Raw genomic sequence first — 22101 nt, forward strand, 5'->3', positions numbered from 1 at the left:
CATGAGCTTTAATTTAAGCGAAAAGAATGACACCATAATTGCCCTTGCCACCCCCCAGGGTGTAGGTGCCATTGCCGTAATCCGGCTTTCCGGGCCAGAGGCCATCTCCTTATGCAACAGTGTTTTTAAGGGAAAAAACCTGGAAAAGCAGGAATCCCATACCATACATTTTGGAACCATTAGGGATGGGGAAAAAATCATAGATGAGGTTTTGGTTTCACTCTTCATTGCTCCTAAAAGTTTCACTAAAGAAAACGTGGTGGAGATTTCCACGCATGGGTCATCCTATATCATCAACCAAGTCATCAAGCTTTTTATCCGCAAAGGTGCCCGGCCTGCCAAGCCCGGAGAATTCACCCAGCGGGCTTTCCTAAACGGGCAGTTTGACCTTGCCCAGGCAGAGGCCGTGGCCGACCTGATCCACTCCGACTCCGAAGCATCCCACCAAGCTGCACTTAATCAAATGAGAGGCGGTTTCAGTGGGGAAATACAACAGTTGAGAAACCAATTGATACACTTCGCCTCCATGATCGAGCTTGAGCTCGACTTCGTGGAAGAGGACGTGGAATTTGCCAGCAGGGACGATTTGAGGGTTTTGATAGAGAAATTGCTGCGCGTAATCGAGCAGTTGATCGCCAGTTTTGACCTAGGAAATGTCATCAAAAACGGTGTTCCCACAGTCATTGCGGGCAAGCCAAATGCCGGAAAATCCACCCTTTTGAACGCATTGCTCAATGAGGAAAAAGCCATAGTCTCCGAAATTGCGGGCACCACCCGGGATTTTATCGAAGATGAAATCAATATCGGAGGGGTGATCTTCAGGTTTATCGATACGGCCGGATTGCGGGAAACCACCGACACAATCGAAGCCATCGGGGTAAGCAGAACCCAGGAAAAAATGAAAACCGCCAGCCTGATCCTCTATCTTTTTGACCTCACCGACACCGACATGGTCGAAATCAACCGTGACGTCAACAAATTGGAGAATCTCGGCGTACCTTTTCTTAAAGTAGGAAACAAGATAGACAAAGCCAACCCACAATTAATCAACGACTTAAAAGAAAAGCATCCAGACAGCCTTTTCATCTCTGCAGGTCAAAAAGAAAACCTCGATGACCTCCGCAACCGTATCCTCGAACTGGTCAACCTCGACAAGTTCAGGACCGGCAACACCATCGTGACCAACATCCGCCACTACGACTCCCTAGTCAAAACCCGGCAGTCCCTGTTGGATGTATTAAACGGCCTGGACATCCAAATCACCAACGACTTCCTCGCCATGGACATCAGAAGGTCGCTGCATTACCTCGGTGAGATTACCGGAGAGATTACGACCGATGATTTGCTGGCGAATATATTTAGTAAGTTCTGCATCGGAAAGTAATGAGTTAAAAGAAACGCCCCGTCAATAAGAAGTTAAAAGAATGACGACTGAAAAATCTTGACCCTACTACCGTTCCAGATTGCTTCGCCCACGACAGGTAGAAATCCGTACCCGTTTCCTTCCCCTTAGCCCCATTTCAATTGAACTTTGTGAAACTCTCCCGATTCGCTCCACTGCTCGGGACAGGCTGTGCAATACTCTGTGCTACTCCGTGACCATCAATCTCCGCGAAGTGGCCTTTGTGGCCATTTTCTTCCCGCCTCCGCGACTAAGTGGCAATCCTTTCTTCGCGCCTTTGAGCCTTTGTGGCTCTCTGAGGTTAATCCCATCATCCCTCTCGGCTTCGCTCGGCCACCGAGCAAGCTTGAAGATAGAGCCCCATTTCAATTGAACTTTGTAAAACTCTCCCGATTCGCTCCACTGCTCGGGACAGGCTGTGCAATACTCTGTGCAACTCCGTGACCATTGATCTCCTCGACTTAGTGGCAATCCTTTCTTGGCGCCTCCGCGACTTAGTGGCAATCCTTTCTTCGCACCTTAATGGCAATCCTTTCTTCGCGCCTTTGAGCCTTTGTGGCTAACCAATCCTCTTTTATATAACTATTCCAAGAAAATCTACGGAAGGCCCCATCGGAAATCAACCAATATCAAGCTTTCCAAGCTCCTACGGCCGATTTCATAGTCAATTTTCGGAAATATCCGTAACTGATCCGTAAGTGATGCGTAAGTGATCCGTAAGTGATCCGTAACTGATACGGGGGAGGACCGAGGGGCGGTTAGCCTTTCAGGATCCCAGAGGCTAAGCCCTTTATCCAGTCCTTCCAGTTCCGGCCAACATCGCTGGGAAGATCTGGCCTTAAAAGTCTTTCGGAAGCCACCACTTGTAAAGCGGCACCGGTTTTCAGTTCGTAAAACTCCCCGTTAATCTGCTGGTAAAAGTAAATCCCTAAAACAGGGCAGCACAGCATATTAGAGTAATTTTGCCTGAAAGGAATTATACGGTTTATCTCCCTTTCAGGGTTGCCGATTTCCTTAAATTTATTTTCGGTAAACTCTGGATTTATAAGCTTCCCTGATTTCTTGGGGTTTTCACCCACCATTACCACACCAGGTACAATCCTATAATGGGTGGCCCCAGCAGGAAAGGCTTTTCGGTTTAATCTTTTTACTGCAGAAAAATCAAATAAAACCTGGTGTAAAGCCGGATCAATTGTAGCTTTTACCTGCCCTATCAATAGTAAGGAAACTTTGTCTATAGTAGATACTTCCAACCCTTTCAGTAAGGTAAGGTCTCCTTCCAAAACTTTCCGCTCGCCCAAATCACTTTTCATGTCTCCCTTCAGCACTTTCCTAAAAAGAGCCGTGAGCCTGGAAGAAAAATAGCCTGTATTGATCGTGCTGATCATCGGGTATAGCACTCTTCTGAAGGCCCCGCCGAAGGAACTTGCACTTCCAAATTCCGAACAGGACCGTCTACTGCCTTTATAGCTGTCCTTACTCAGGAAATCCTTTTTATTGGATTGCTTTTTTTGCCGTGCATAGCTTTTCCCGTTCATTTGGTAAAAGGTCGTATCAAATAGACTGCCCTCAAAGGATATTATACTTTTTACTCTAGCCATCATTAAGTGGGTTTTTAGTGGATACTGTTATAAAATCGAACGGCCTTTATCCCGTGTTTATCGCGTGTTTAACGCATGGTAAACCCGCAGCATAGCTATTCAACCCCCTAATTAACAACGGTTTAATTTACCTACCAAATGACCATGGAATATATGGAATCTTCGGAATCTTAGGAAAAAACAGGTAATATTCGGACGGTGATTTGGGCTCTTTTCATGCAACTACAGTTGCGCGAATGCCCGGTTGTTCCGATGTGCCAAGTCTCTGTTGTGCCAAGTCTCTGACTTGTGCGCCGTGAGTCTGGAGTGTCTGACTCCCACCCCTCTCCCAGGTTTACAGCAGCAATAATCCATCTACAATCCATGCGTGTCCCATGGATGTCCCAAAGGTCTCCCATAGGTTCGTCAGTGTTTGGCTAAAATCCAAGAATCCATTGTATTTTTCTAGTACCACAACTCTAAGCTGTGCCAAGCCGCCGTTGCCCCAAGTCTCCGACTTGTACACACGCTATCCGCAAAAAGCGTCGGGACAAGTTATGTCCCTTTACATTCCGCGAAGAAGCCTTTGTGCGACTTCTTTTAAACTTTGTGCCCTTTGTGACCTATTTTTTCCGTTGTGCCAATTCTCCGACTTGCGCACCATGAGTCAGGAGTCTCCGACTCCCCAGGACTTTCAGCTTTAGAGAGGGAAATTTAGAAGAAAAGTTATATGCCTTGCTGACCCCTAATCTAGATTTATATTCTTGCAATGCTTAAGATTCAACATATCCACTAACCGGTAGGTATTATGTGAGAAATGTTTAGTAATATTATGGCACAACTGATCTCATATGTGTGAGGGGGAAAACACTTTTCTTGAAGCCCAATAATCACTTCATTTCCTGTTTTGAACGATGAATAAAATAATTAGCATATTAGTCACCTTGCTCCTATTAGTTTCAAATCAATCTTTTGGGCAGAAAATAAAACCTACCTTATCAGCTAGAGTTGACACTACCAAGACAGAGATTAAGGAAGTATATAATTTATTTGAATCATACTTAAACTCTAACCCTTCCAGGGCTTATGAAAATCCAAATTGGAATCCGGAAGAATATTCCACATACTTAAAAGGAAAAGATTCCAAGTTGGATAAGGCCGCGTATTTCCTCTACATGGGAATGGAAGATACAACCTTTTTCAAACATTCTAATCCATTTGTGCTCCAGATTGATAGCCTAGACCACAACCTTTATCAGATTAAAACCCTTTTTTCATTTGAAGAACCAAAGAAAGAGGTGATTGGCATCACTACCCATCATGCCCGACGAAATGAAATAGGAAGGTTCAAACTTGAAAATTCCATACATTATATAACTAAGGACTGGGCAAGGTATGAGCAGGAATTCATCTCATATGTTGTTGAGCCAAATATTGAATTTAATCCTGAGGAAGCATTGGAGGCAGTTGAATTTTGTAAAAAAACAGCAGATTTGCTCAGCTTAGATATAGAGCCTTTCACTTACTATATAACCTCCAACACAAATGAACTTGGAAAGCTATATAACTTTGACTATTGGCTCTTTAGGATTACAGGCCTCTCAAACATTTATTTAAGAGAGGTTTATTCCGCTCACAGTAACACCAATTATCCTCACGAATTTGTTCATATATTGCTTCCACTTCGAGAGGTTGGATATGCTCCCAGAATAGTTGTTGAAGGGATTGCAACATGGTTGGGGGGCCCCATCCATGGCCAAACATTGGAGGAGGGATTAGTTGAGGTAAAAAGGGATTTGGAAAAATTTGACGATGTTACCTTCGAGAAAATTTTAAACCAGGAAATAAGAAATGAATTTGACAGCAATATCCTGTATGTCACTGGCGCAGTCTTAATTCAGCAAGCATTTGAATTAAAAGGAAGGGATGCAGTTATGGCGCTTTACTTTTCTGATGAAAAGACTTTAAAAGAAACCATGGAAGAGGTTTTTGAAATGGCTTTCGAAGAAATAGGAAAAATGGTAATGAAAAATATTATGAATAAACCTCTTAGTTAAATTTATATTCTATATACCAAAAATGTATTTCTACTTAACACTTCTTTGTTTAGTTTAACACTACACAAGGAGTAGTAGTTTATAACTGTTTGGGCTTTTATAATGAGTATTATTGAATCTTAAGTAGATCGGTGGCTTTATTCAAAGATTACTTGCTTTAATTTACTTCATTTTTGCACCCAGCTCAACCGGGCCTCGCAAGTCAGGATTTCTGGTTTATTGTATAAATTATCTATATTTAGAAAATTAATTTACGGCTGAAATCAAACGGCTCCAAAGATAGCCCGATGCAAGCTGAATTCCGATATATACTAGCTTATAATTAAAAATACAAAAATGACAAATTATAATAAATTATTAGGGCTTTTCTTTTTTATATTTTTTTCAACACCCGATCTTTATGCACAAATTGACACTTGCTTATTTCCAATCCAAAAACCCATTTTTACTTCCAAGCATTTAAATGAGGATAGAGAGTATTGAGTAAGCTTACCTATGTTCTATGATAGTGAAAAGTCTTATCCTGTTATTTATGTACTGGATGCGGAGTGGAGATTAGATTTGATTCGAGCAATTGCTTATGATATGGAAGGAAATAAAAGAATACCCTATCATATTATCGTTGGCATACCTCATGAAGACTGGGAGTATAAAAGAGGTATTGACTTGACTTTTACCAAGACTAAAATTGAGTTTGATGGTTCTATCTCGGATTCATCCCAATACACTGATAAAAGTGCTGGAGGGGGTATACATTTTTTACGCTATTTGAAAAATGAGCTAGTAATTGATGTAGACGAGAAATATTCAACCAACGGTTATAATATATTAATTGGGCATTCATATGGAGGATACTTTGGAAGTTATATACTCCCCTTGGAAAATCCATTTAGTGCTTTTCAAATTTATGATCCAAGTATATGGTATAGCAACGGGGAAGTCATTTCTCATTTAACTGATAATTTAAATAAGGATAAAGAAGATCATATTTTTATCACTTATCAAAATGACCCTTCATTTGATTACAACCAAATAAAAAAGTTCATTGACTCTTTATCTTATTATTCTAATATAAGATTTACTTCAAAAGAATATTTTGATGAGACTCATAATTTTTTATTTATGTATAGTTTTATTGATGGAATGAAATCACTACACCCTTAATTAACTCAAAAATAGGTGAAATTTAAAAACAATATCAAACATGTTTCGTAATTAAAAAAAAAAAAGCGATGAAATATATTTACTGTTTTTTGCTAACTCTTATTTCCACTAGCATTTTTGGACAATTAATATCTGAAGAACTAGATAGTGAAATCAAGAGAAGAGTTAAACTTGAAATAAATCCAAGCTTTTCTATTGGCATTCTGTTGCCAGATGGAACTACAAAGTATTATGGGTATGGCTATTATGATGATAGCAGAAAGCATCCTGATAGTTTGACCCTTTATGAAATTGGCTCTGTTACAAAAACCTTCACAGCCGAGCTTGCTAACACCTATTTAAAAGACTCCTTAAATAAGCCTTTGTCAACATTTTTCGTTGGAGTTGAGAATCCAAAATTAGACAGTATCACACCATATAAGTTGCAAAATCATATTGCTGGCATTCCTCGATTATCCAATCAATTTTCTCCTAAAAACTGGTCAGATCCTTTCAATGGGTACTCCAACATTATTTTACAAGAAGAATTGCGAGATTTGGATCCCGATACTTCCAACAATTGGAGCTATTCTAACTTTGGCTATGGAATACTAGGTCGAGTTATTGAAATAGTTTCAGGAAAATCTTATGAAAATTTAATGGGAGGTCTTTTACAAGAAATAGGGATAGATAATACGTTTCTTTCCTTACCAACTCAAGGAAATCAAAAGATAGCAATGCCTACCAATATTAGAACATCAAATAGTAATTGGAATTTTACAGGTCCAAGCAGATATTCAGGTGGATTGGTAAGTAACACCAAAGATCTTTTGAGCTATTTAAATTTTCAAAGGCAAAATAACCCTTTATTTCTTTCAGACTCATTACAAAACCCCATTCAAACAAGAGTTTCTAATCTTGGAAAGGATAAACTTTTTTATAAAGATGGATGGTTTGTTCTTATGCCTGATAGCACAACCAATATTATAACACATAATGGCGGCACAGGTGGTTTTATATCATTTGTGGGCTACAATAAAACTACAGAATTTGGAGTAGTCGTACTTTCTAACTCAGTGAATATGGTTGATGATATTGGAATCAATATTCTGTATCCAACTTTCAAATTAAGTCACCCTGAACGTACAATCGCATATGAACTAGCAGGTGATATAGATGCTGGAAATACGGATAATCTTGTCAATCAATTTAATATTCTGAAAAACGAAAACTATCCTAACAATATAATAGATATTTATTGGTTAGAGCGGTTCCATTTTGGAAAATCAAATTATTTAATTAGTAATCAGCTAAGTGATATTATGGTTAAAGAATTACCAAAGGATTGGGAAGTATACGACATTAAAGGTCAAAACCTGCAAAAGTTGAAATATTATAAAAAAGCAATAATATTTTATGAAAAGGCACTGGAGCTTAATCCAGAAAATGAATCATTAAAAAACAAAATAAATCTTTGCAAAAAAATGTATAACCGTAATACTGGATGAATGTTGAAATTGAGTTTTGCGTTACTAATTCACTCCCCACCTTCTTATAAAGCTCATCCAATTCAAACTCATTGACTTGGTCGATAAGATGGATTAGGTTGGATTTAAAAATTCCAATCTCTTTTACTTTTAGGAAGGCCTTATTGATTACCTGTCGTAGTTTAGCCCTTGCACATTAGCTCATGAGAAACCGTTCTTTTAAGTCTTGCAACCCCTACCCTCTCCCATATTTATGGCGGTAATAACCCATGTATAATCCATAGGTTTCTAAGGGCTGTCCCATGGAAGTCACATAGGTGACCCATAGGTTCATTAGTGTTTGATTTAATGAGTCAGAGGTCTGCGACTTCTGATTTAGAGAATTTAAAGAAGAATTGTAAGTCTTGGTGATTGACATGATGTATACTCTTGCAATACTTAAGATTCAACATATCCACTAACCGGTAGGTATTATGTGAGAAATGTTTAGTATCATTATAGCACAACCCTGTATATCTAATATGCGCCACTATGCTTAGATTCAAATTAACCCTACTAATTTGTTTTGCTTTTACCAACATTTTTGGTCAGAAAATGGAAATCGTATTCCTAGACCAAATGGACTCTACGCAAAATCATTACACAGTTATTTATCCTGAAAATAAACCCTATTCTGGATTGATTTTTATTGTTCCTGGATTTGGGCAATCTGCTGAACGGACTTTGGAACAAACTGATCTGCCTATAAAAGCTGCGGAAAATGGCTTGTTAACAATCATTCCTAGCCTACACGACGGGGTGCTTTCATTTGGTATCGATAATCAAAGTCAAGAGTCTTTAAATAGGATTATCCAAGATGTGAGAAACAAACACATGGTAACAGACCTACCCTTTTATATTGGAGGGTTTTCTATCGGTGGAAGCTGCGCTATCAAATATTCACAAAATGCCTCGGTTAAACCCTCTGCAGTATTTGCTGTAGATCCACCTTTGGATTTTGAGCGGTTTTATAATTCCAGTAAAAGAGATATAAGACTTTCTGTTGACAAAGAACCCAGTCAAGAGAATGTATATATGGTTGAAAGAATTGAGAAGGAATTTGGTGGCACACCCAAGACTGCTCTATCAAATTTCTACGAAATCTCGCCTTATTCATTTACAGACCTCAATCAGACAGCTGTAAAACGGTTTGGAAATATACCATTAAGAATTTACACTGAACCGGACGTGGATTGGTGGCTAAAGGAAAGAAACTTTGACTTTACCAATATCAATGGACCAGACTGTTCAGCCATGATTAACGAACTTAACAGGCTTGGAAATCACCGCGCAGAATTAATAGTAACTATAGACAAGGGGTATAGAAAACCATATAATACTAAACATCCCCATTCTTGGAGCATTGTCGATAATGATGATTTATTGGTTTGGTTAGTTGAACAAATTGAAACTATCAAGTAGTCGATTAGACGACAAATTGTAAAAATTAATGAAGCAGCGCTTTAACTCTGCTAAAAGAAACCCAGTCCCCAATGGTACTCCCTACCCTCTCCCAAGTGTTCGGCAACATTCCCCCATGTACAATCCATAGATGTGTAAGGGATGTCCCATGGGTGTTCCATAGGTGTCCCATAGGTTCGTTAGTGTTTGGCTAAAATCCAAGAATCCGTTGTACTTTTCAAATGGCACCAAACCGTTGTGCCAAGTCTCCGACTTGCGCACCATGAGTCAGGAGTCTCTGACTCCCAAAGCACCCTGATTAAAAAGTCCCCTCTCCCTCAGGGAGAGGGGATTTAGGGGTGAGGGAGTCCCCCGATTTCCCGCACTCTCCCCTCCAAATTCCTTCCTTCTTCCAGCAACCGGCTCAATTCCTTAACTTGGGCCTCCTCATCATCCCATTCCGCATTTACCAAATGGTATAGTTCACGGCTGTGGCTCGCATAAGCGAGCAAAAGAGCCAACAATTCGTCATAATCAACCCCTTGATTATGCACCACATCTCCATTAAATGCAATAGTGGAGTTATGTATATTGGATAAAATAAGTGCTTTTACTTGTGTCATATATTATAGTTTTTGCGGTTATGAATGACACTAATTTCGAAAGACAAAGGTGGGGTATAAAACCATGAAGGTTGTGGGTTACAAATACCAAGTTGTATTTTACTGATATAAAGAATCTCTGTGAAACTCTTTTCCCAGACTCTTTTAAACTCTGTGTCCTTTTTTTGCCTCCTTTTTCCGATTTACCAAATTTTGATCTAACTTTAGTTATGGAAAACACCGCCCCGATCCCGACCATGCACATAGGCAGAAAAATCTCCCGCATCCGCGAGCTCCGCGGTATGAAGCAGGACACATTGGCCGCCGAACTCGGCATAAGCCAGCAAGCCGTCTCCAAACTCGAACAATCCGCCGACATCGAAGAGGACCGCCTCGAGCAAGTCGCAAAGGTGCTGGGGGTGAAAAAGGAGGCGATAAAGGCTTTTTCGGAAGAGGCTGTTTTTAACATCATGGGAAACACTTATCATGATAATGCCTCTTCTCTAAATTATGGATGTACTTTTAACCCGGTGGACAAAATTGTTGAACTTTACGAGCGACTATTACTTGCGGAGAAGGAGAAGGTAGAGTTGTTGGAAAGGATGGTGAAAAGTGGTCAAGCCGACAAATGAATCAATTATGATTAAAATTTTGGGAACAGGACTATAGTTTACCACGTTAAAAAACATAAAGGCCCAAATAAGGGGAAAGAATATGAGCAAAAAAGATTTAAAATATATAAGTAGCAGATTGGTACAGAGAAAATCCGCCAAGGCATTTAAAGAAGGTGCCAAAAAAGCCATGGAGATCAACGGGTATGTAGTAATTGCCCATGATGGCTGGGTGGTCAAAAAATATCAAGACGGGACAATAGTAAAATTAAAGCAAATTAGCCATGGATCCGAACATCTAAAAGTGGTGTTGGATTAATGGAAAAAAGAATGAGGGTATTTGCCGGACCAAATGGATCTGGCAAAACTTCAATAATCAAGGCTATAAGAAGTACAGAAGTCCATGCTGGAAGAAAGCTTGACTTTGGCATCTATGTAAATGCCGATGACATTGCACAACAACTATTTTCTAATGGTGTTAATTTATCTTCGCTTGAAATAGAGTTGAATAGAAAAGAGTTTCAAGATATAGTACAGGGGTCAGGATTAATCAATGCTAATTTCCCTTATTCGCGATTCAGCAGTTGTATTAAACTCTCTAAGAATAAAATTTCTATTCTTAAAAAAGTAGCAGGACAAGTAGATGATTCACCTTATGAAAGAATTGCTCAAATAATCGCTGATTACTGTAGAAAAAAGCTATTAAAAGAAAGAAAAAAACTTTCCTTCGAGACGGTATTTTCCCATCCTGGAAAAGTAGAAATTATCAAACAGGCAAAAGAGCAGGGCTATAAAGTCTATTTATATTTTGTTTCTACCGAAGACCCCACAATCAATGTCCACCGTGTAAAACAAGTACGGGTTCCGCAAAAAGGACATGATGTGCCTGAAGATAAAATCATTTCACGTTATTACCGCTCAATGGAGCTACTTTACGAAGCCTCCCAATATTGTTACCAAGTAAGCTATCCCCTCACCCCTCCTCAAAAAAAAATACTTTACATGATGGCAGCGATATCGATTTTCTTGTTGAGTTTTCTGATGATATTGATGTTTTGGACCATGCGGACAATTACTTCTCTTTATTAGATCAACTTCAAAAAATTCTTAATAGAAAAGTAGATCTTGTCTCAAGTAAATCACTAAAGAACCCAATTCTAAAAGAGGAGGTTTACCAGTCCAAAGTAGATTTGTTTGCAGCCTAAGCTATTCATGCCTAATTGAGTTGTAGCCAGTGAGCTAGGTAAATTCATCTTACATGTTTTAAAATATTGAAAATGAGGAACATCAAGCTTTCCCTATTCATTTTTCTAGTTTTTTTGTTGCAGAATTGTGGAGATAAAGACATTTCGGATGTCCAAGTGTCTAAAAAGACCATAGAGATCCAAAGAGACTTTTTGCTTAGCGATTCACCGGAATTACAAATTGAAATTCTTGACACTATAAACCTTGAGGCTACAGAAAATCCCCCTATTTCGGCAATCCAGGATATGGTCTTCGCGCAGAACTTTTTCCTCTTGCTAGACAGAAAACAAGGGCTTTTAAAATTTGACAACCAAGGTAATCTTCTCCGGAAAATCGGGAAGATGGGAGAAGGTCCTGATGAATATATTATGCCCTATGCCATTCATTTGAAGGAAAATATCGTGCTTGTGGCAGATTGGCAGAAAAGGATAGTGATTTCCTATGACCTTGAGGGAGACCTTAGCTTCTCAAGTCAAAAATTGCAAGGGCACCCGATTTCCTTTTACGAAAACGATGACTCCCTTTCGGTAATTCAGGAGACGATTAATGGCAATAAAGAGAAACCCCGACAGGTGCTGGTAAGCCTAATTGAACCCAAAACGCTTGAAGTCAAACAATGGGAAAAGCCACTTTACGGTTATAATTCAAATTATACAATTATCCATCCAATCCCAAGGATTTTAAGTCGGGTAAATAATGTAGACTTGTTTTACAAGCCAATTATTCGAGGAGATATATCGTCGCATAATGCTACTGATACGATCTTTAAAAAGGAGGGTGATCAACTGGTTCCAGAATATACACTTCAATTCACTGGATTTGACAATTCACATCAACTGGGCATAAACCATGTTGTTATGTACAATAGCTTTGTGTATTTGCGTGTTGGATATGATAATCGCTCCTATCACGTAATAATTGACTTAGAAAATCAACATCCCATAATTCATTTAAGACAACTATTTAATAGGGATTTGACCGAAGAAATTATTCCAAAACCATTGGATGGGGATGTATTTTACTCTATACTAAGGAATGAGTCGGGAACTGAGGAGAAAAATCCATTGATTTTGTTATATCGCCTAACATCTTCCCATAATTAATTGAAAAAATAAATTTTATGGAAAAATCAATGGCACTTCGGCGGAATATAAGTCCTATACCCTCATATTTGGTAATTCCCTATTTTTTCCATATTTTCATTTCCATAAACTTTTAACCTATGGATATTTTTTTCAGATTAACGTTTGGGGAATCCGTATTTAAACAAATTCCCGAAGACTATCAGACTCATTTGATGGAAGAGTTTCCAATGACTTGGAAACAGGTTCAACTGCCGGCAAAAGGCGATTATGTGAACATCAGGCCCTTTGTACCAGATCATGTAGCAGCTGTGTTGGATGATATACAAGGGTTTATTTTGGAATCGGTAAAAGTCAAGAGAATTGAATGGGGTGATGTTGGCCCCAATGACGTTTATGGACCATGCATAGTCTTCCATGTCATGCCCGTAAAACTCAACCTGGATAGACTAGGAGGCCTGTTTGACGATGATGACGACTTTTTCTAACCAGCACAATTCCGCCCTTTAAAACCTGCCAGATTCAATTCAAAATTCCAAAAAAAACCTGGCAGGTTAAATCTCCTTAGCGTCTTTGCGCCTTAGTGGCTAATAATTACTGATTCTTAAACCACAAATAAATCCCATTCGTCCACCCAAAGCCATCCTGGTTGGGATACTCTCCCCCACCGGCGGATTCTTCGGGATCGACCACATTGTACTTCTCCATCATCTTGCCCGTCTCCTTGAAGACCTGCTCATTAATAGCAATCCATCGGCTTCTCAGTTCCTCGGCGGTTTCATCAAACCCATAATTCCTCAAGGCCACATAGGTCATATACTGCATGGGGGCCCAGCCATTTGGCGAATCCCACTGCTGACCGCTTTCATGCAGGGTTGCCACTACCCCACCCTTTTTCAAAAAGCTTTCCTTGATATGCTGGTGAACATGCCCCGCCTGCTCCTCGGTGGCCATTTTGAAGAAAAGCGGAAACACCCCGGCCAAGGACATGATTTTGGTAGACTTGCTCGAAGTGGTATCAAAATCCATAAAGAACTTTTTAGACTCACTCCACAGGTTTTCCATTATTCCCTTTTTCCGCTTATTGGCCTTTTCCCTAAAATATACGGCAGTCTCGGGATATTTGTAGTGCTCATAAGCATCACATAGCGTCAACTCCAGGTCGTATAGCAGACAGTTGAGATCCACGGGAATTATCTCAGTGGTGTGAATGGTCTCCATTTTTGTTTCCTCCCTGAACCACCGGCAGCTGAAATCCCAACCCGATTCACAGGCTGCCCGGATATGCCGGTAAAGTTCACCAGGTTTGATGCCATAAGGGGCGCAGCTGTGGGCCATATTCACATCTTCCACATAGGATTCCGGACGCGGCGCAGGCAAGTCGTCAAAATACCGGTTCAGAACACTCCCGTCCGGCATATGCATCACCCTTCGAAAATCGGTCTCCCGTTCCGAAAGTCGAAAATACCCATCCATCCAGTAGTTGTACTCTTTTTGCATGTGGGGCAGGTACTTGGTCAAAATGTCATCCCCGTCAATCTCTGATAATAGCCGCACCATCTTGGCAAAAAACGGGGGCTGTGAACGGGACATGTAATAACTCCGGTTGGCATTGGGAATATGCCCATAAGCATCAATCAGGTGGGCAAAATTTTCGACCATATGACGGATCAGTTCATGCTCCCCGCTGCACTGCAACCCCAGCATGGTAAAATAACTGTCCCAGTAATACAAGCCCCTAAACCTCCCACCCGGCACCACATAGGGCATGGGCAGGGGCAACATGGAGCAATTCGTTTGGGATTCCCGAGTCAGGAGCGGCCACAGTTTTTCAATATGTTTGGTTACTGGAAGCTGTTGGTCACTATCATAATCCGTCTCCACCTTGGCGGGAATATCGAAATACTCTTCCACAAAATCCCGCAGGCTGAAGTCCTTCTTATGCTTCTCCATTTCGTACAGACTCAGGATTTCCTCCGGGGCCCGCTTGGGAAAGCAGTCTGCAAAAGTGATGGAATCGTCAAAAACTTCATTCATCTGGACATCATGAAACAAAGGTCCAAACAACTGGTCTGGGGGCAATATGGCCGGCACAGTACTATAAACTTGAGGGTCTTTGGTAGAATTCATTAGATTATAACCCAAAACCTCCCCCATGGTTTTAAAACCCATCTTTCCCTACCAAATTTGGGTATACGCGTCCCTAACTTACCCATCCTTCGCCCCCTCAGCGACCTTCGCGGTGAACTTTAAACCTCTGGTCCTCTGTGGTTATTTTCTTCCATAAAATCTTTGCGCCCTGGCGCCTTTGTGGCTACTTATTTTCAACCACTTACCTCTTACTCAACCTTCGCGCCCCTCAGCGACCTTCGCGGTGAACTTTAAACCTCTGGTCCTCTGTGGTTATTTTCTTCAATAAAATCTTTGCGCCCTGGCGCCTTTGTGGCTACTTATTTTCAACCACTTACCTCTTACTCAACCTTCGCGCCCCTCAGCGACCTTCGCGGTGAAATTCTAATCTCTGGTCCTCTGGTCCTCTGTGGTTATTTTTTTGTCAACTTTTTACTTCTCACCACTTACCTCCTACTCATCCTTCGCGCCCCTCAGCGACCTTCGCGGTGAACTTTAAACCTCTGGTCCTCTGTGGTTATTTTTTAGTCAACTTTTTACTTCTCACCACTTACCTCCTACTCCTCCTTCGCGCCCCTCAGCGACCTTCGCGGTGAACTTTAAACCTCTGGTCCTCTGTAGTTATCTAACCTCCTCCCTCACAAAATCCATAAACACCCGCTTATGCAGCTCCAAGTCCATATTACCCGATAAAGCCACCCTCACGATGTAATCCTTGTCCCCTTCCTTGGTCGTCCCCTGGGTGGAAGTGGCCGGAATGGTCCAATAGCAGCCTTTCAGTTGCCCGTAACTCACACAATACTTGCCCTCGTTTGGGATTTCCCCTATCATCCTGCTGATCAGCTTCAGGTTGAGCGCCCGCTTATAAATTTCCCTTTCCTCATGGGTGCTGCCCATAGTCGGCAGGTCAAGGGAAAATACGGATGGTGTAAACCCTTCTTCCGCCAATTTCTCAGAAACAAAATTTATCTTCGCCTGGGGCAACACCTCCCGGATAAAATTCACATATTCCCTGGTATTCTTATAAGCATCCGCTATCCTTTGGTTCATGGATGGGAGCTGCTCGGCCAGCAACTCCACCTGAAGTGCGGTAGCCTCGTTGTCACAAAGAATCAAATGCTTTTCGATTTTTTCTAGCAGTGCCTCGGCTTTCCGGTTGGCTACACAATATCCGGCCGTAACCTTGCCACCACTCGGAAATTTGGATCCGCTCACATAGGAAATGGCCCTGATCTCTGAAAAAATCCCATCTTCACTCAGGAACTGTACATTTGGACAGAAGGTCTGATCCAGGATAAACACTGGATCAATGGCAGTCTCGCCACTAGCTGTTTTTCGTTTCTGGCTCAGGGCTGCACGGAGCTTGTCCAGATCGGGAACCTCTACCCTTGGATTGGTCGGGATCTCGGCAATGATATAAGGCACGGCATCATCGCTTGCCACCTGGGCAAGCACACGGTCTATGCTCTGCACCATGTTGTTGTCCCCATCCACAGGCAGATCCAGCACCTTGACGTTATCAATGCAGGCTTCTACTCTCCTGGCCTGGTCATTGGTCCCCCCGTAACAGTTTGGCGGCACGATAAACCTGATCCCTTTTCCGGACTGGTTCACCAGCGCATCATGCACCAACCCCATCATGATGGCATACTGCATGGAAAGGCCACTCGAACCGAAAAGCGGCTTAGCATCCGTGGCGGTAATTTCGTTGACCAAATTTTGAATGGCTGTTTTCTGGGCATCAACATTCCTTCCCGGATCTTGGGAAACAGGCTTGCCGATCAACTGCTGCAGGGCAATCAGAGAGTTCACTGGCGTCATGGAGATGGTCTCCCTCCTTCTCACATGCTGGATTTCCGAAATGTAGCTTTCATTTTTCTCACCGTTTACTAACAGCAGACTTCCAAGCTTTCCTTGGTCGCTGATGTAAAAATCAACCGTTTCAGGCATCTTTACCATCCCCGCATGCTCACTCAAAAGTCCATTGTCACCATTGGCGATAAAAACAGTTGTTTCCTCAGTGGAAGGTACATCCATAAGGCTTTGAACCGGGTTCAAGTCAAAGGTATAACCATAAACCTGTCTGATGGCATCCGCATCAAAAAAATCGGGCAGCGCTCCGGTATAATAGATTTGGGTGTCTCTGCCGAGCATAAGGTTTTTCCTTAGGATGGCCAAAACAGGCACCGTCCTGGAGGAAAAGCTGATGACATTATCCGCCTTCAACCCGTTCACCTGCCCAATCCCCCACTCCATTATGCAGGACAGCGGATGCCCGAGTCGGATATAATCAAAGGCGGTAGGCAATTCGCTGAGCGCTGATTTATTGGCGTTGTCGTGATGGAAAAGTTCCTCAAAACCCTCCAAAAACTCCGTCTTCGCCAGCCCCTCATTATAGATATCCAACCTATGCGTAGTCAGGCTCAACCAGTCCTGCGGCATATTGGCCAGCACATTCTCAATATAGTTTAGTACTTTTTTATTCATTTTAATAAATTAAAGAATTCTAATAAATAGGCCACGAAGGCGCCAAGTCTCTAAGTAGGATTTAAGGCAAAGGCACCACTTTATATTTTTCAGCACCTAAGGTGCTAACCTGCTAACTTGGGACCTACAACCCCTCATTTATATTTTTCTAAGTGCCCTGGCAACATTATGGATATTCCAAAAACAAAGATAATAACTTAGAAACTACTCACCTTCGTGGCTAAAACTTTATTCCCTAAAAATACTTAGCACCTCCGCGCCTCCATGGCTAAAACCCTCTTCCCTAAAAAACTTAGTGCCTCCGTGCTTTAGTGGCCAAAAACCTTCTTCCCTAAAAAACTTAGCGCCCTTGCGTCTTAGTGGCCCAAAACCTTCTTCCCTAAAAACTTAGCACCTCCGCGCCTTGGTGGCCAAAAAACCTCTTCTCCCCTTAACCCTTAGCGCCTCCGCGCCTTGGTGGCCAAAACACCTCTTCTCCCCTTAAACCTTAGCGCCGCCGCGCCTTTGTGGCCAAAAAAACTCTTCTCCCCTTAAACCTTAGCGCCGCCGCGCCTTTGTGGCCAAAAAAACTCTTCTCCCCTTAAACCTTAGCGCCGCCGCGCCTTTGTGGCCAAAAAAACTCTTCTCCCCTTAAACCTTAGCGCCGCCGCGCCTTTGTGGCCAAAAAAACTCTTCTCCCCTTAAACCTTAGCGCCTCCGCGCCTTGGTGGCCAAAAAACCTCTTCTCCCCTTAAAACCTTAGCGCCCCCGCGCCTTTGTGGCCAAAAAACCTCTTCTCCCCTTAAACCTTAGCGCCTCCGCGCCTTTGTGGCCAAAAAAACCTCTTCTCCCCTAAAAAACTTAGCGCCTCCGCGCCTTTGTGGCCAAAAAAACCTCTTCTCCCCTTAAACCTTAGGGCCTCCGCGCCTTTGTGGCTAAACCCTTCAAATCCTTCTCAATAAAACCTAAACTTTAAGTAGTAAAAGTAAAAATATTTTTATATCTTTAGTTAAGAATTGCTCAAGAATCCATTCGGGGCTTTAAATACTCGATTACAGACAATTAAGTACCTTTTTAAAATAATCACTAACCAAAAAACAAATCATGATGATGCTTACAACTGAAAANATAAAACCTAAACTTTAAGTAGTAAAAGTAAAAATATTTTTATATCTTTAGTTAAGAATTGCTCAAGAATCCATTCGGGGCTTTAAATACTCGATTACAGACAATTAAGTACCTTTTTAAAATAATCACTAACCAAAAAACAAATCATGATGATGCTTACAACTGAAAAGAATGCCTTGGCCAAACGTAGCTGTTTATTTGGGATAGCCTTGGTTGCAACCCTTATGTTGGTCTTCTCCTGTGCGCCTGATGAGGACCATGAACTGATCCTTGAAGAGGATGTGAGTGGTGAACTGGCCCTGCGCGCCTCCTCGGGGGAAGTATTTGATTTGGTGGAAACCCCACCCGTACCTAACGGAGGATATGAGGCATGGATCGCCTACCTCAGCCAAAACCTGATCTACCCCGACAAGGCAAAGCAGGATGGAATAGAGGGAACAGTTTATTTATCCTTTGTAGTGGAAGTGGATGGCTCCATACAGGGAGTGGAAATCCTCAGAGGAATAGGCGGAGGCTGCGATGAGGAAGCCATGAGAGTCGTCAAAAACGCCCCCGACTGGGAGCCCGGCAAACAACGAGACCAAACCGTAAACGTACGGATGCGCGTTCCCATCAAGTTTCAATTGCCGGAAGCTTAAAAAAACCTGCCACAAAGGCCCGAAGGCGCAAAGGAAATGGATTTTAGTACCTTTTAGCCACAAAGACCCGAAGGCGCAAAAAGAAATCCTTAGCGTCTTCCCGCCTTAGTGGCAAAGAATAAAAACTTAGTGCCTTCGCGCCTTAGTGGCAATAAAAAACTTTCCGCATTTATCTATCACAATATTTTTTTTACTAAATTACCTCCCTGTTAGCAAGTTATTTTTTTATTTATTTTTTAAAATCTTGGTATGGAATTTTTGGATTTAACCGAAAAAGAGGAAAAAATTGGAAAAGCGATTGTAAACGCTGCTTACAATATTCACGTAAAACTTGGCCCTGGACTTTTAGAAAGGGTTTATGAAGTTTGCCTAGCCCATGAATTGAATAAAGTCGGATTTAATGTAAAAAGGCAGGTGACAATCCCCATTGTATATGATGGGATTAGTTTCGACGAGGGCTTAAGATTGGATTTGCTGGTCGAAGATTCAGTTATTGTGGAATTGAAAGCTGTAGACGCCATAAATCCCGTCTGGGAAGCCCAGATCATCAGTCACCTAAAACTTACAAACCTTAACCTGGGCTACCTCATAAATTTCAAAGTTCCCCTAATCAAAAATGGTATCAGAAGATTTAAGAGGTGATTTTTTTACTGGCCACTAAGACCCTAAGGCACAAAGAGAAAAAAAAACTTTGGGTCTTCGCGCCTTCGTGGCCCAAAACCTCCTTCCCTAAAAACTTAGCGCCTCCGCGCCTTAGTGGCCCAACACCTTCTCCCCTAAAAACTTAGCGCTTCCGAGCGTTAGTGGCCAAAAACCTACTTCCCTAAAAACTTAGCGCTTCCGAGCGTTAGTGGCCAAAAACCTACTTCCCTAAAAACTTAGCGCTTCCGAGCGTTAGTGGCCAAAAACCTACTTCCCTAAAAACTTAGCGCTTCCGAGCGTTAGTGGCCAAAAACCTACTTCCCTAAAAACTTAGCGCCTCCGCGCCTTAGTGGCCAAAAACCTTCTTCCCTAAAAACTTAGCGCCCTTGCGCCTTAGTGGCCCAAAACCTTCTCCCCTAAAAACTTAGCGCTTCCGAGCGTTAGTGGCCAAAAACCTTCTTCCCTAAAAACTTAGCGCCTCCGCGCCGTAGTGGCCCAAAACCTTCTTCCCTAAAAACTTAGCGCCTCCGCGCCGTAGTGGCCCAAAACCTTCTTCCCTAAAAACTTAGCGCCTCCGCGCCGTAGTGGCCCAAAACCTTCTTCCCTAAAAACTTAGCGCCTCCGCGCCGTAGTGGCCCAAAACCTTCTTCCCTAAAAACTTAGCGCCTCCGCGCCGTAGTGGCCCAAAACCTTCTTCCCTAAAAACTTAGCGCCTCCGCGCCTTAGTGGCCCAAAACCTTCTTCCCTAAAAACTTAGCGCCTTCCCGCCTTTGTGGCTACATCAAAGTACAAATGATAATGATTACTACACCCCGGGTTAAAACTCGCCTCGCACTTCGGACACGTATTCTCCGAATCCATATACTCCCTTATACTCAGCTCATGCCCGCATCCCCCACACAGGATCGCCTTTTCATCAAACTCATCCTTCGGCCACACCTCATGCTCATGGTCGGCCTCCTCCTCGTGGCAGGAGAAACAGGGATAGTACTTGTCGCAGCATTTGAACTTGATGGCAATGATATCGAGCTGAGAATGCCAGTGCACACAGCGGGTTTGGTTGTCGACGGATTTGCCGTAAACATTCACCTCCCCGATCTTGACCAGGTTGAATACTTGGGGTTCGCTTTCTTGGGCGAAGGTATTGCCTATGGAAAAAAGGAACAGGAAAAGAAGAGTGAAAAGGGTTTTATTCATGCCGGACTTAGGGTAATTTGAAAGCAAAAGTACGGAATTTTAAGCACCGAGGGAGACTGCTCTTCAGTTTTGGTAAGGAGAGGCATAAAAATCATGGATCGAATTCGTGTAAATTACATTGTTGATTTTGTAGCGTCTTTGGAAAACAGTAGGCTCTTTAGCTCCATGGGGAACCAACATCAACTTGGATTTTCCATGTACGGTTTCTCTTTGAGAATTAACCCCTTCCCTATTGTCAAATGGAATGTCAAAATAGAAAAGGTATGGTGCTATCCAGTTTACATATTTGGACTTTGAAGCATTGGAAGAATGAATTTCAAGTCGGTCAAAATCATTGGTTATAGCTTGCTGAAATTCTACGGCATTCAGGGGTCTATTATTCAATACAGGCATGACATCCCATTGCGGATCAATGAACACCCACTTGTCCAAATCATTCAAAAACACCTCCGACACCACATGCCCGGCTCCGGATTTTTTGGTTTCAACCTCTTTGGTTTTCAAGCCCAATGTCCGTGTTTTGAGTCCTACAGCATTCAGGCAAGCAGAAGCCACAACAGCATATTCCACACACCTGAAATTCTTACCCTCCTTGACTTCCTCAAGAATGGAAACCGCATCCCCTTGCCTCGGTTCATTGTTCCCATCGTGCCTCCATTGATTATGCACCCAATTCATTACCCTTTGCGCCCGCTCCGTATCTGTTGTTGAGGTTCTTACCAGGCTATCAATGGGATATTTGGATCTAAGTAAATCAAGGTATTCATTATCCTGATCTCCTTCATACCAAAAGTGCAAGTCTTGGTTAGTGGAAAGTGAGCCGAATTTTAACTCGCTGACATCGGATTTGCAGCCTTGAACAAATGTTAATAATGTAAGTCCAATAAATATGGCAAAACTTTGCAAAGATTTAAACTTTAGCCCCTTAAGCAAAATGTAAATATACCCCAACCTCACCAAGTCCAGCCCAGCCGGTATTTTAACTCTAGAATCCTCATTGAAAGCCATAGGCAAAAATTAGGTGAAAAATAATGATGGGAAGATATTAAGGAATTAGGGGATTTGCAATGGGGGGGATAGATTACATTTAACGTTGAGTGTGTTTATGAAGTAGCGGTATTCCGTGTTACTTCAGCTTCACTTTTGTTCTAAATTTCACTATTGATAAATTGTTGAGCCTTTATAGTCAAGCAGCTATTTTATAAACACCCTGTGTGTGCCTTGAATGGTGAATATAGGTCAAAAAGTTGA

General features: G+C 42.0%; 19 protein-coding genes and 1 pseudogene. 13 read left to right on the forward strand and 7 right to left on the reverse strand.

Going from position 1 to position 22101, the window contains the following annotated elements:
• Position 1 precedes the first annotated feature (1 nt).
• A complete protein-coding gene (gene mnmE, locus KI659_RS17295; protein ID WP_213946639.1) occupies positions 2-1384 on the forward strand; it encodes a tRNA uridine-5-carboxymethylaminomethyl(34) synthesis GTPase MnmE in 1383 nt (460 codons plus the stop codon).
• Positions 1385-2160: 776 nt separating this feature from the next.
• Here the strand turns inward: mnmE and KI659_RS17300 are convergent.
• Positions 2161-3006 (reverse strand): hypothetical protein, encoded by an 846-nt coding sequence (locus tag KI659_RS17300; RefSeq protein WP_213946640.1) that lies wholly within the window; start codon positions 3004-3006, stop codon positions 2161-2163.
• A 331-nt stretch (positions 3007-3337) separates the two neighbouring features.
• Positions 3338-3508 (reverse strand): hypothetical protein, encoded by a 171-nt coding sequence (locus tag KI659_RS17305; protein ID WP_213946641.1) that lies wholly within the window; start codon positions 3506-3508, stop codon positions 3338-3340.
• Positions 3509-3896: 388 nt separating this feature from the next.
• On the opposite strand from KI659_RS17305, the gene KI659_RS17310 reads away from it, so the two are divergent.
• From KI659_RS17310 to KI659_RS17325, 4 genes are all read left to right on the forward strand, one after another.
• A complete protein-coding gene (locus KI659_RS17310; RefSeq protein WP_213946642.1) occupies positions 3897-5039 on the forward strand; it encodes a hypothetical protein in 1143 nt (380 codons plus the stop codon).
• Between the two features lie 495 nt (positions 5040-5534).
• Positions 5535-6203 (forward strand): alpha/beta hydrolase, encoded by a 669-nt coding sequence (locus tag KI659_RS17315; protein ID WP_213946643.1) that lies wholly within the window; start codon positions 5535-5537, stop codon positions 6201-6203.
• 68 nt (positions 6204-6271) lie between these two features.
• Positions 6272-7690, forward strand: coding sequence for a serine hydrolase (locus KI659_RS17320; protein ID WP_213946644.1), 1419 nt, complete (start codon positions 6272-6274; stop codon positions 7688-7690).
• 510 nt (positions 7691-8200) lie between these two features.
• The gene (locus KI659_RS17325) at positions 8201-9130 is read left to right on the forward strand and encodes a hypothetical protein (protein ID WP_213946645.1); all 930 of its coding nucleotides are present in this window, start codon (positions 8201-8203) and stop codon (positions 9128-9130) included.
• 332 nt (positions 9131-9462) lie between these two features.
• Here the strand turns inward: KI659_RS17325 and KI659_RS17330 are convergent, their stop codons facing one another.
• On the reverse strand, positions 9463-9732 hold the full coding sequence (locus tag KI659_RS17330) for a hypothetical protein (protein WP_213946646.1): 270 nt from the start codon (positions 9730-9732) through the stop codon (positions 9463-9465).
• Positions 9733-9941: 209 nt separating this feature from the next.
• Here KI659_RS17330 and KI659_RS17335 point away from each other — a divergent pair, with 209 nt between their 5' ends.
• The 6 genes from KI659_RS17335 (at position 9942) to KI659_RS17355 (ending at position 13137) form a co-directional block, all read left to right on the forward strand.
• Positions 9942-10343, forward strand: a complete 402-nt coding sequence (locus KI659_RS17335; RefSeq protein WP_213946647.1) for a helix-turn-helix domain-containing protein — start codon at positions 9942-9944, stop codon at positions 10341-10343.
• Between the two features lie 82 nt (positions 10344-10425).
• The gene (locus KI659_RS17340; protein ID WP_213946648.1) at positions 10426-10641 is read left to right on the forward strand and encodes a hypothetical protein; all 216 of its coding nucleotides are present in this window, start codon (positions 10426-10428) and stop codon (positions 10639-10641) included.
• On the forward strand, positions 10641-11411 hold the full coding sequence (locus KI659_RS18745; protein WP_317195989.1) for a hypothetical protein: 771 nt from the start codon (positions 10641-10643) through the stop codon (positions 11409-11411). Before KI659_RS17340 ends, KI659_RS18745 begins: the two co-directional genes overlap by 1 nt.
• Positions 11339-11527: a hypothetical protein gene (locus KI659_RS17345; RefSeq protein ID WP_317195988.1), complete on the forward strand. Its 189-nt coding sequence runs from the start codon at positions 11339-11341 to the stop codon at positions 11525-11527. Before KI659_RS18745 ends, KI659_RS17345 begins: the two co-directional genes overlap by 73 nt.
• Positions 11528-11599: 72 nt before the next feature.
• Positions 11600-12670 carry a 6-bladed beta-propeller gene (locus KI659_RS17350; RefSeq protein WP_213946649.1) on the forward strand — a complete coding sequence of 357 codons (1071 nt, stop codon included), beginning with the start codon at positions 11600-11602 and terminating at the stop codon, positions 12668-12670.
• A gap of 119 nt (positions 12671-12789) precedes the next feature.
• On the forward strand, positions 12790-13137 hold the full coding sequence (locus tag KI659_RS17355; RefSeq protein WP_213946650.1) for a hypothetical protein: 348 nt from the start codon (positions 12790-12792) through the stop codon (positions 13135-13137).
• A 106-nt stretch (positions 13138-13243) separates the two neighbouring features.
• Here the strand turns inward: KI659_RS17355 and treF are convergent, their stop codons facing one another.
• Together treF and KI659_RS17365 are read right to left on the reverse strand one after the other, a co-directional pair.
• Complete coding sequence (treF, locus tag KI659_RS17360) at positions 13244-14779, reverse strand: alpha,alpha-trehalase TreF (RefSeq protein WP_246535462.1); 1536 nt, start codon at positions 14777-14779, stop codon at positions 13244-13246.
• A gap of 621 nt (positions 14780-15400) precedes the next feature.
• Positions 15401-17266: a PLP-dependent aminotransferase family protein gene (locus tag KI659_RS17365; RefSeq protein ID WP_213946651.1), complete on the reverse strand. Its 1866-nt coding sequence runs from the start codon at positions 17264-17266 to the stop codon at positions 15401-15403.
• A 1424-nt stretch (positions 17267-18690) separates the two neighbouring features.
• Here KI659_RS17365 and KI659_RS17370 point away from each other — a divergent pair.
• A pseudogene (locus tag KI659_RS17370) lies at positions 18691-19011 on the forward strand (energy transducer TonB); the annotation flags it as partial.
• Positions 19012-19260: 249 nt separating this feature from the next.
• Positions 19261-19653, forward strand: coding sequence for a GxxExxY protein (locus KI659_RS17375; protein ID WP_213946653.1), 393 nt, complete (start codon positions 19261-19263; stop codon positions 19651-19653).
• A 753-nt stretch (positions 19654-20406) separates the two neighbouring features.
• Here KI659_RS17375 and KI659_RS17380 read toward each other — a convergent pair.
• Positions 20407-20850, reverse strand: coding sequence for a CHY zinc finger protein (locus KI659_RS17380; protein WP_213946654.1), 444 nt, complete (start codon positions 20848-20850; stop codon positions 20407-20409).
• Positions 20851-20913: 63 nt separating this feature from the next.
• Positions 20914-21858: a transglutaminase-like domain-containing protein gene (locus tag KI659_RS17385; protein WP_213946655.1), complete on the reverse strand. Its 945-nt coding sequence runs from the start codon at positions 21856-21858 to the stop codon at positions 20914-20916.
• Positions 21859-22101: the final 243 nt, after the last annotated feature.

The organism is Litoribacter ruber, from assembly GCF_018449405.1.
GTDB lineage: Bacteria > Bacteroidota > Bacteroidia > Cytophagales > Cyclobacteriaceae > Litoribacter > Litoribacter ruber.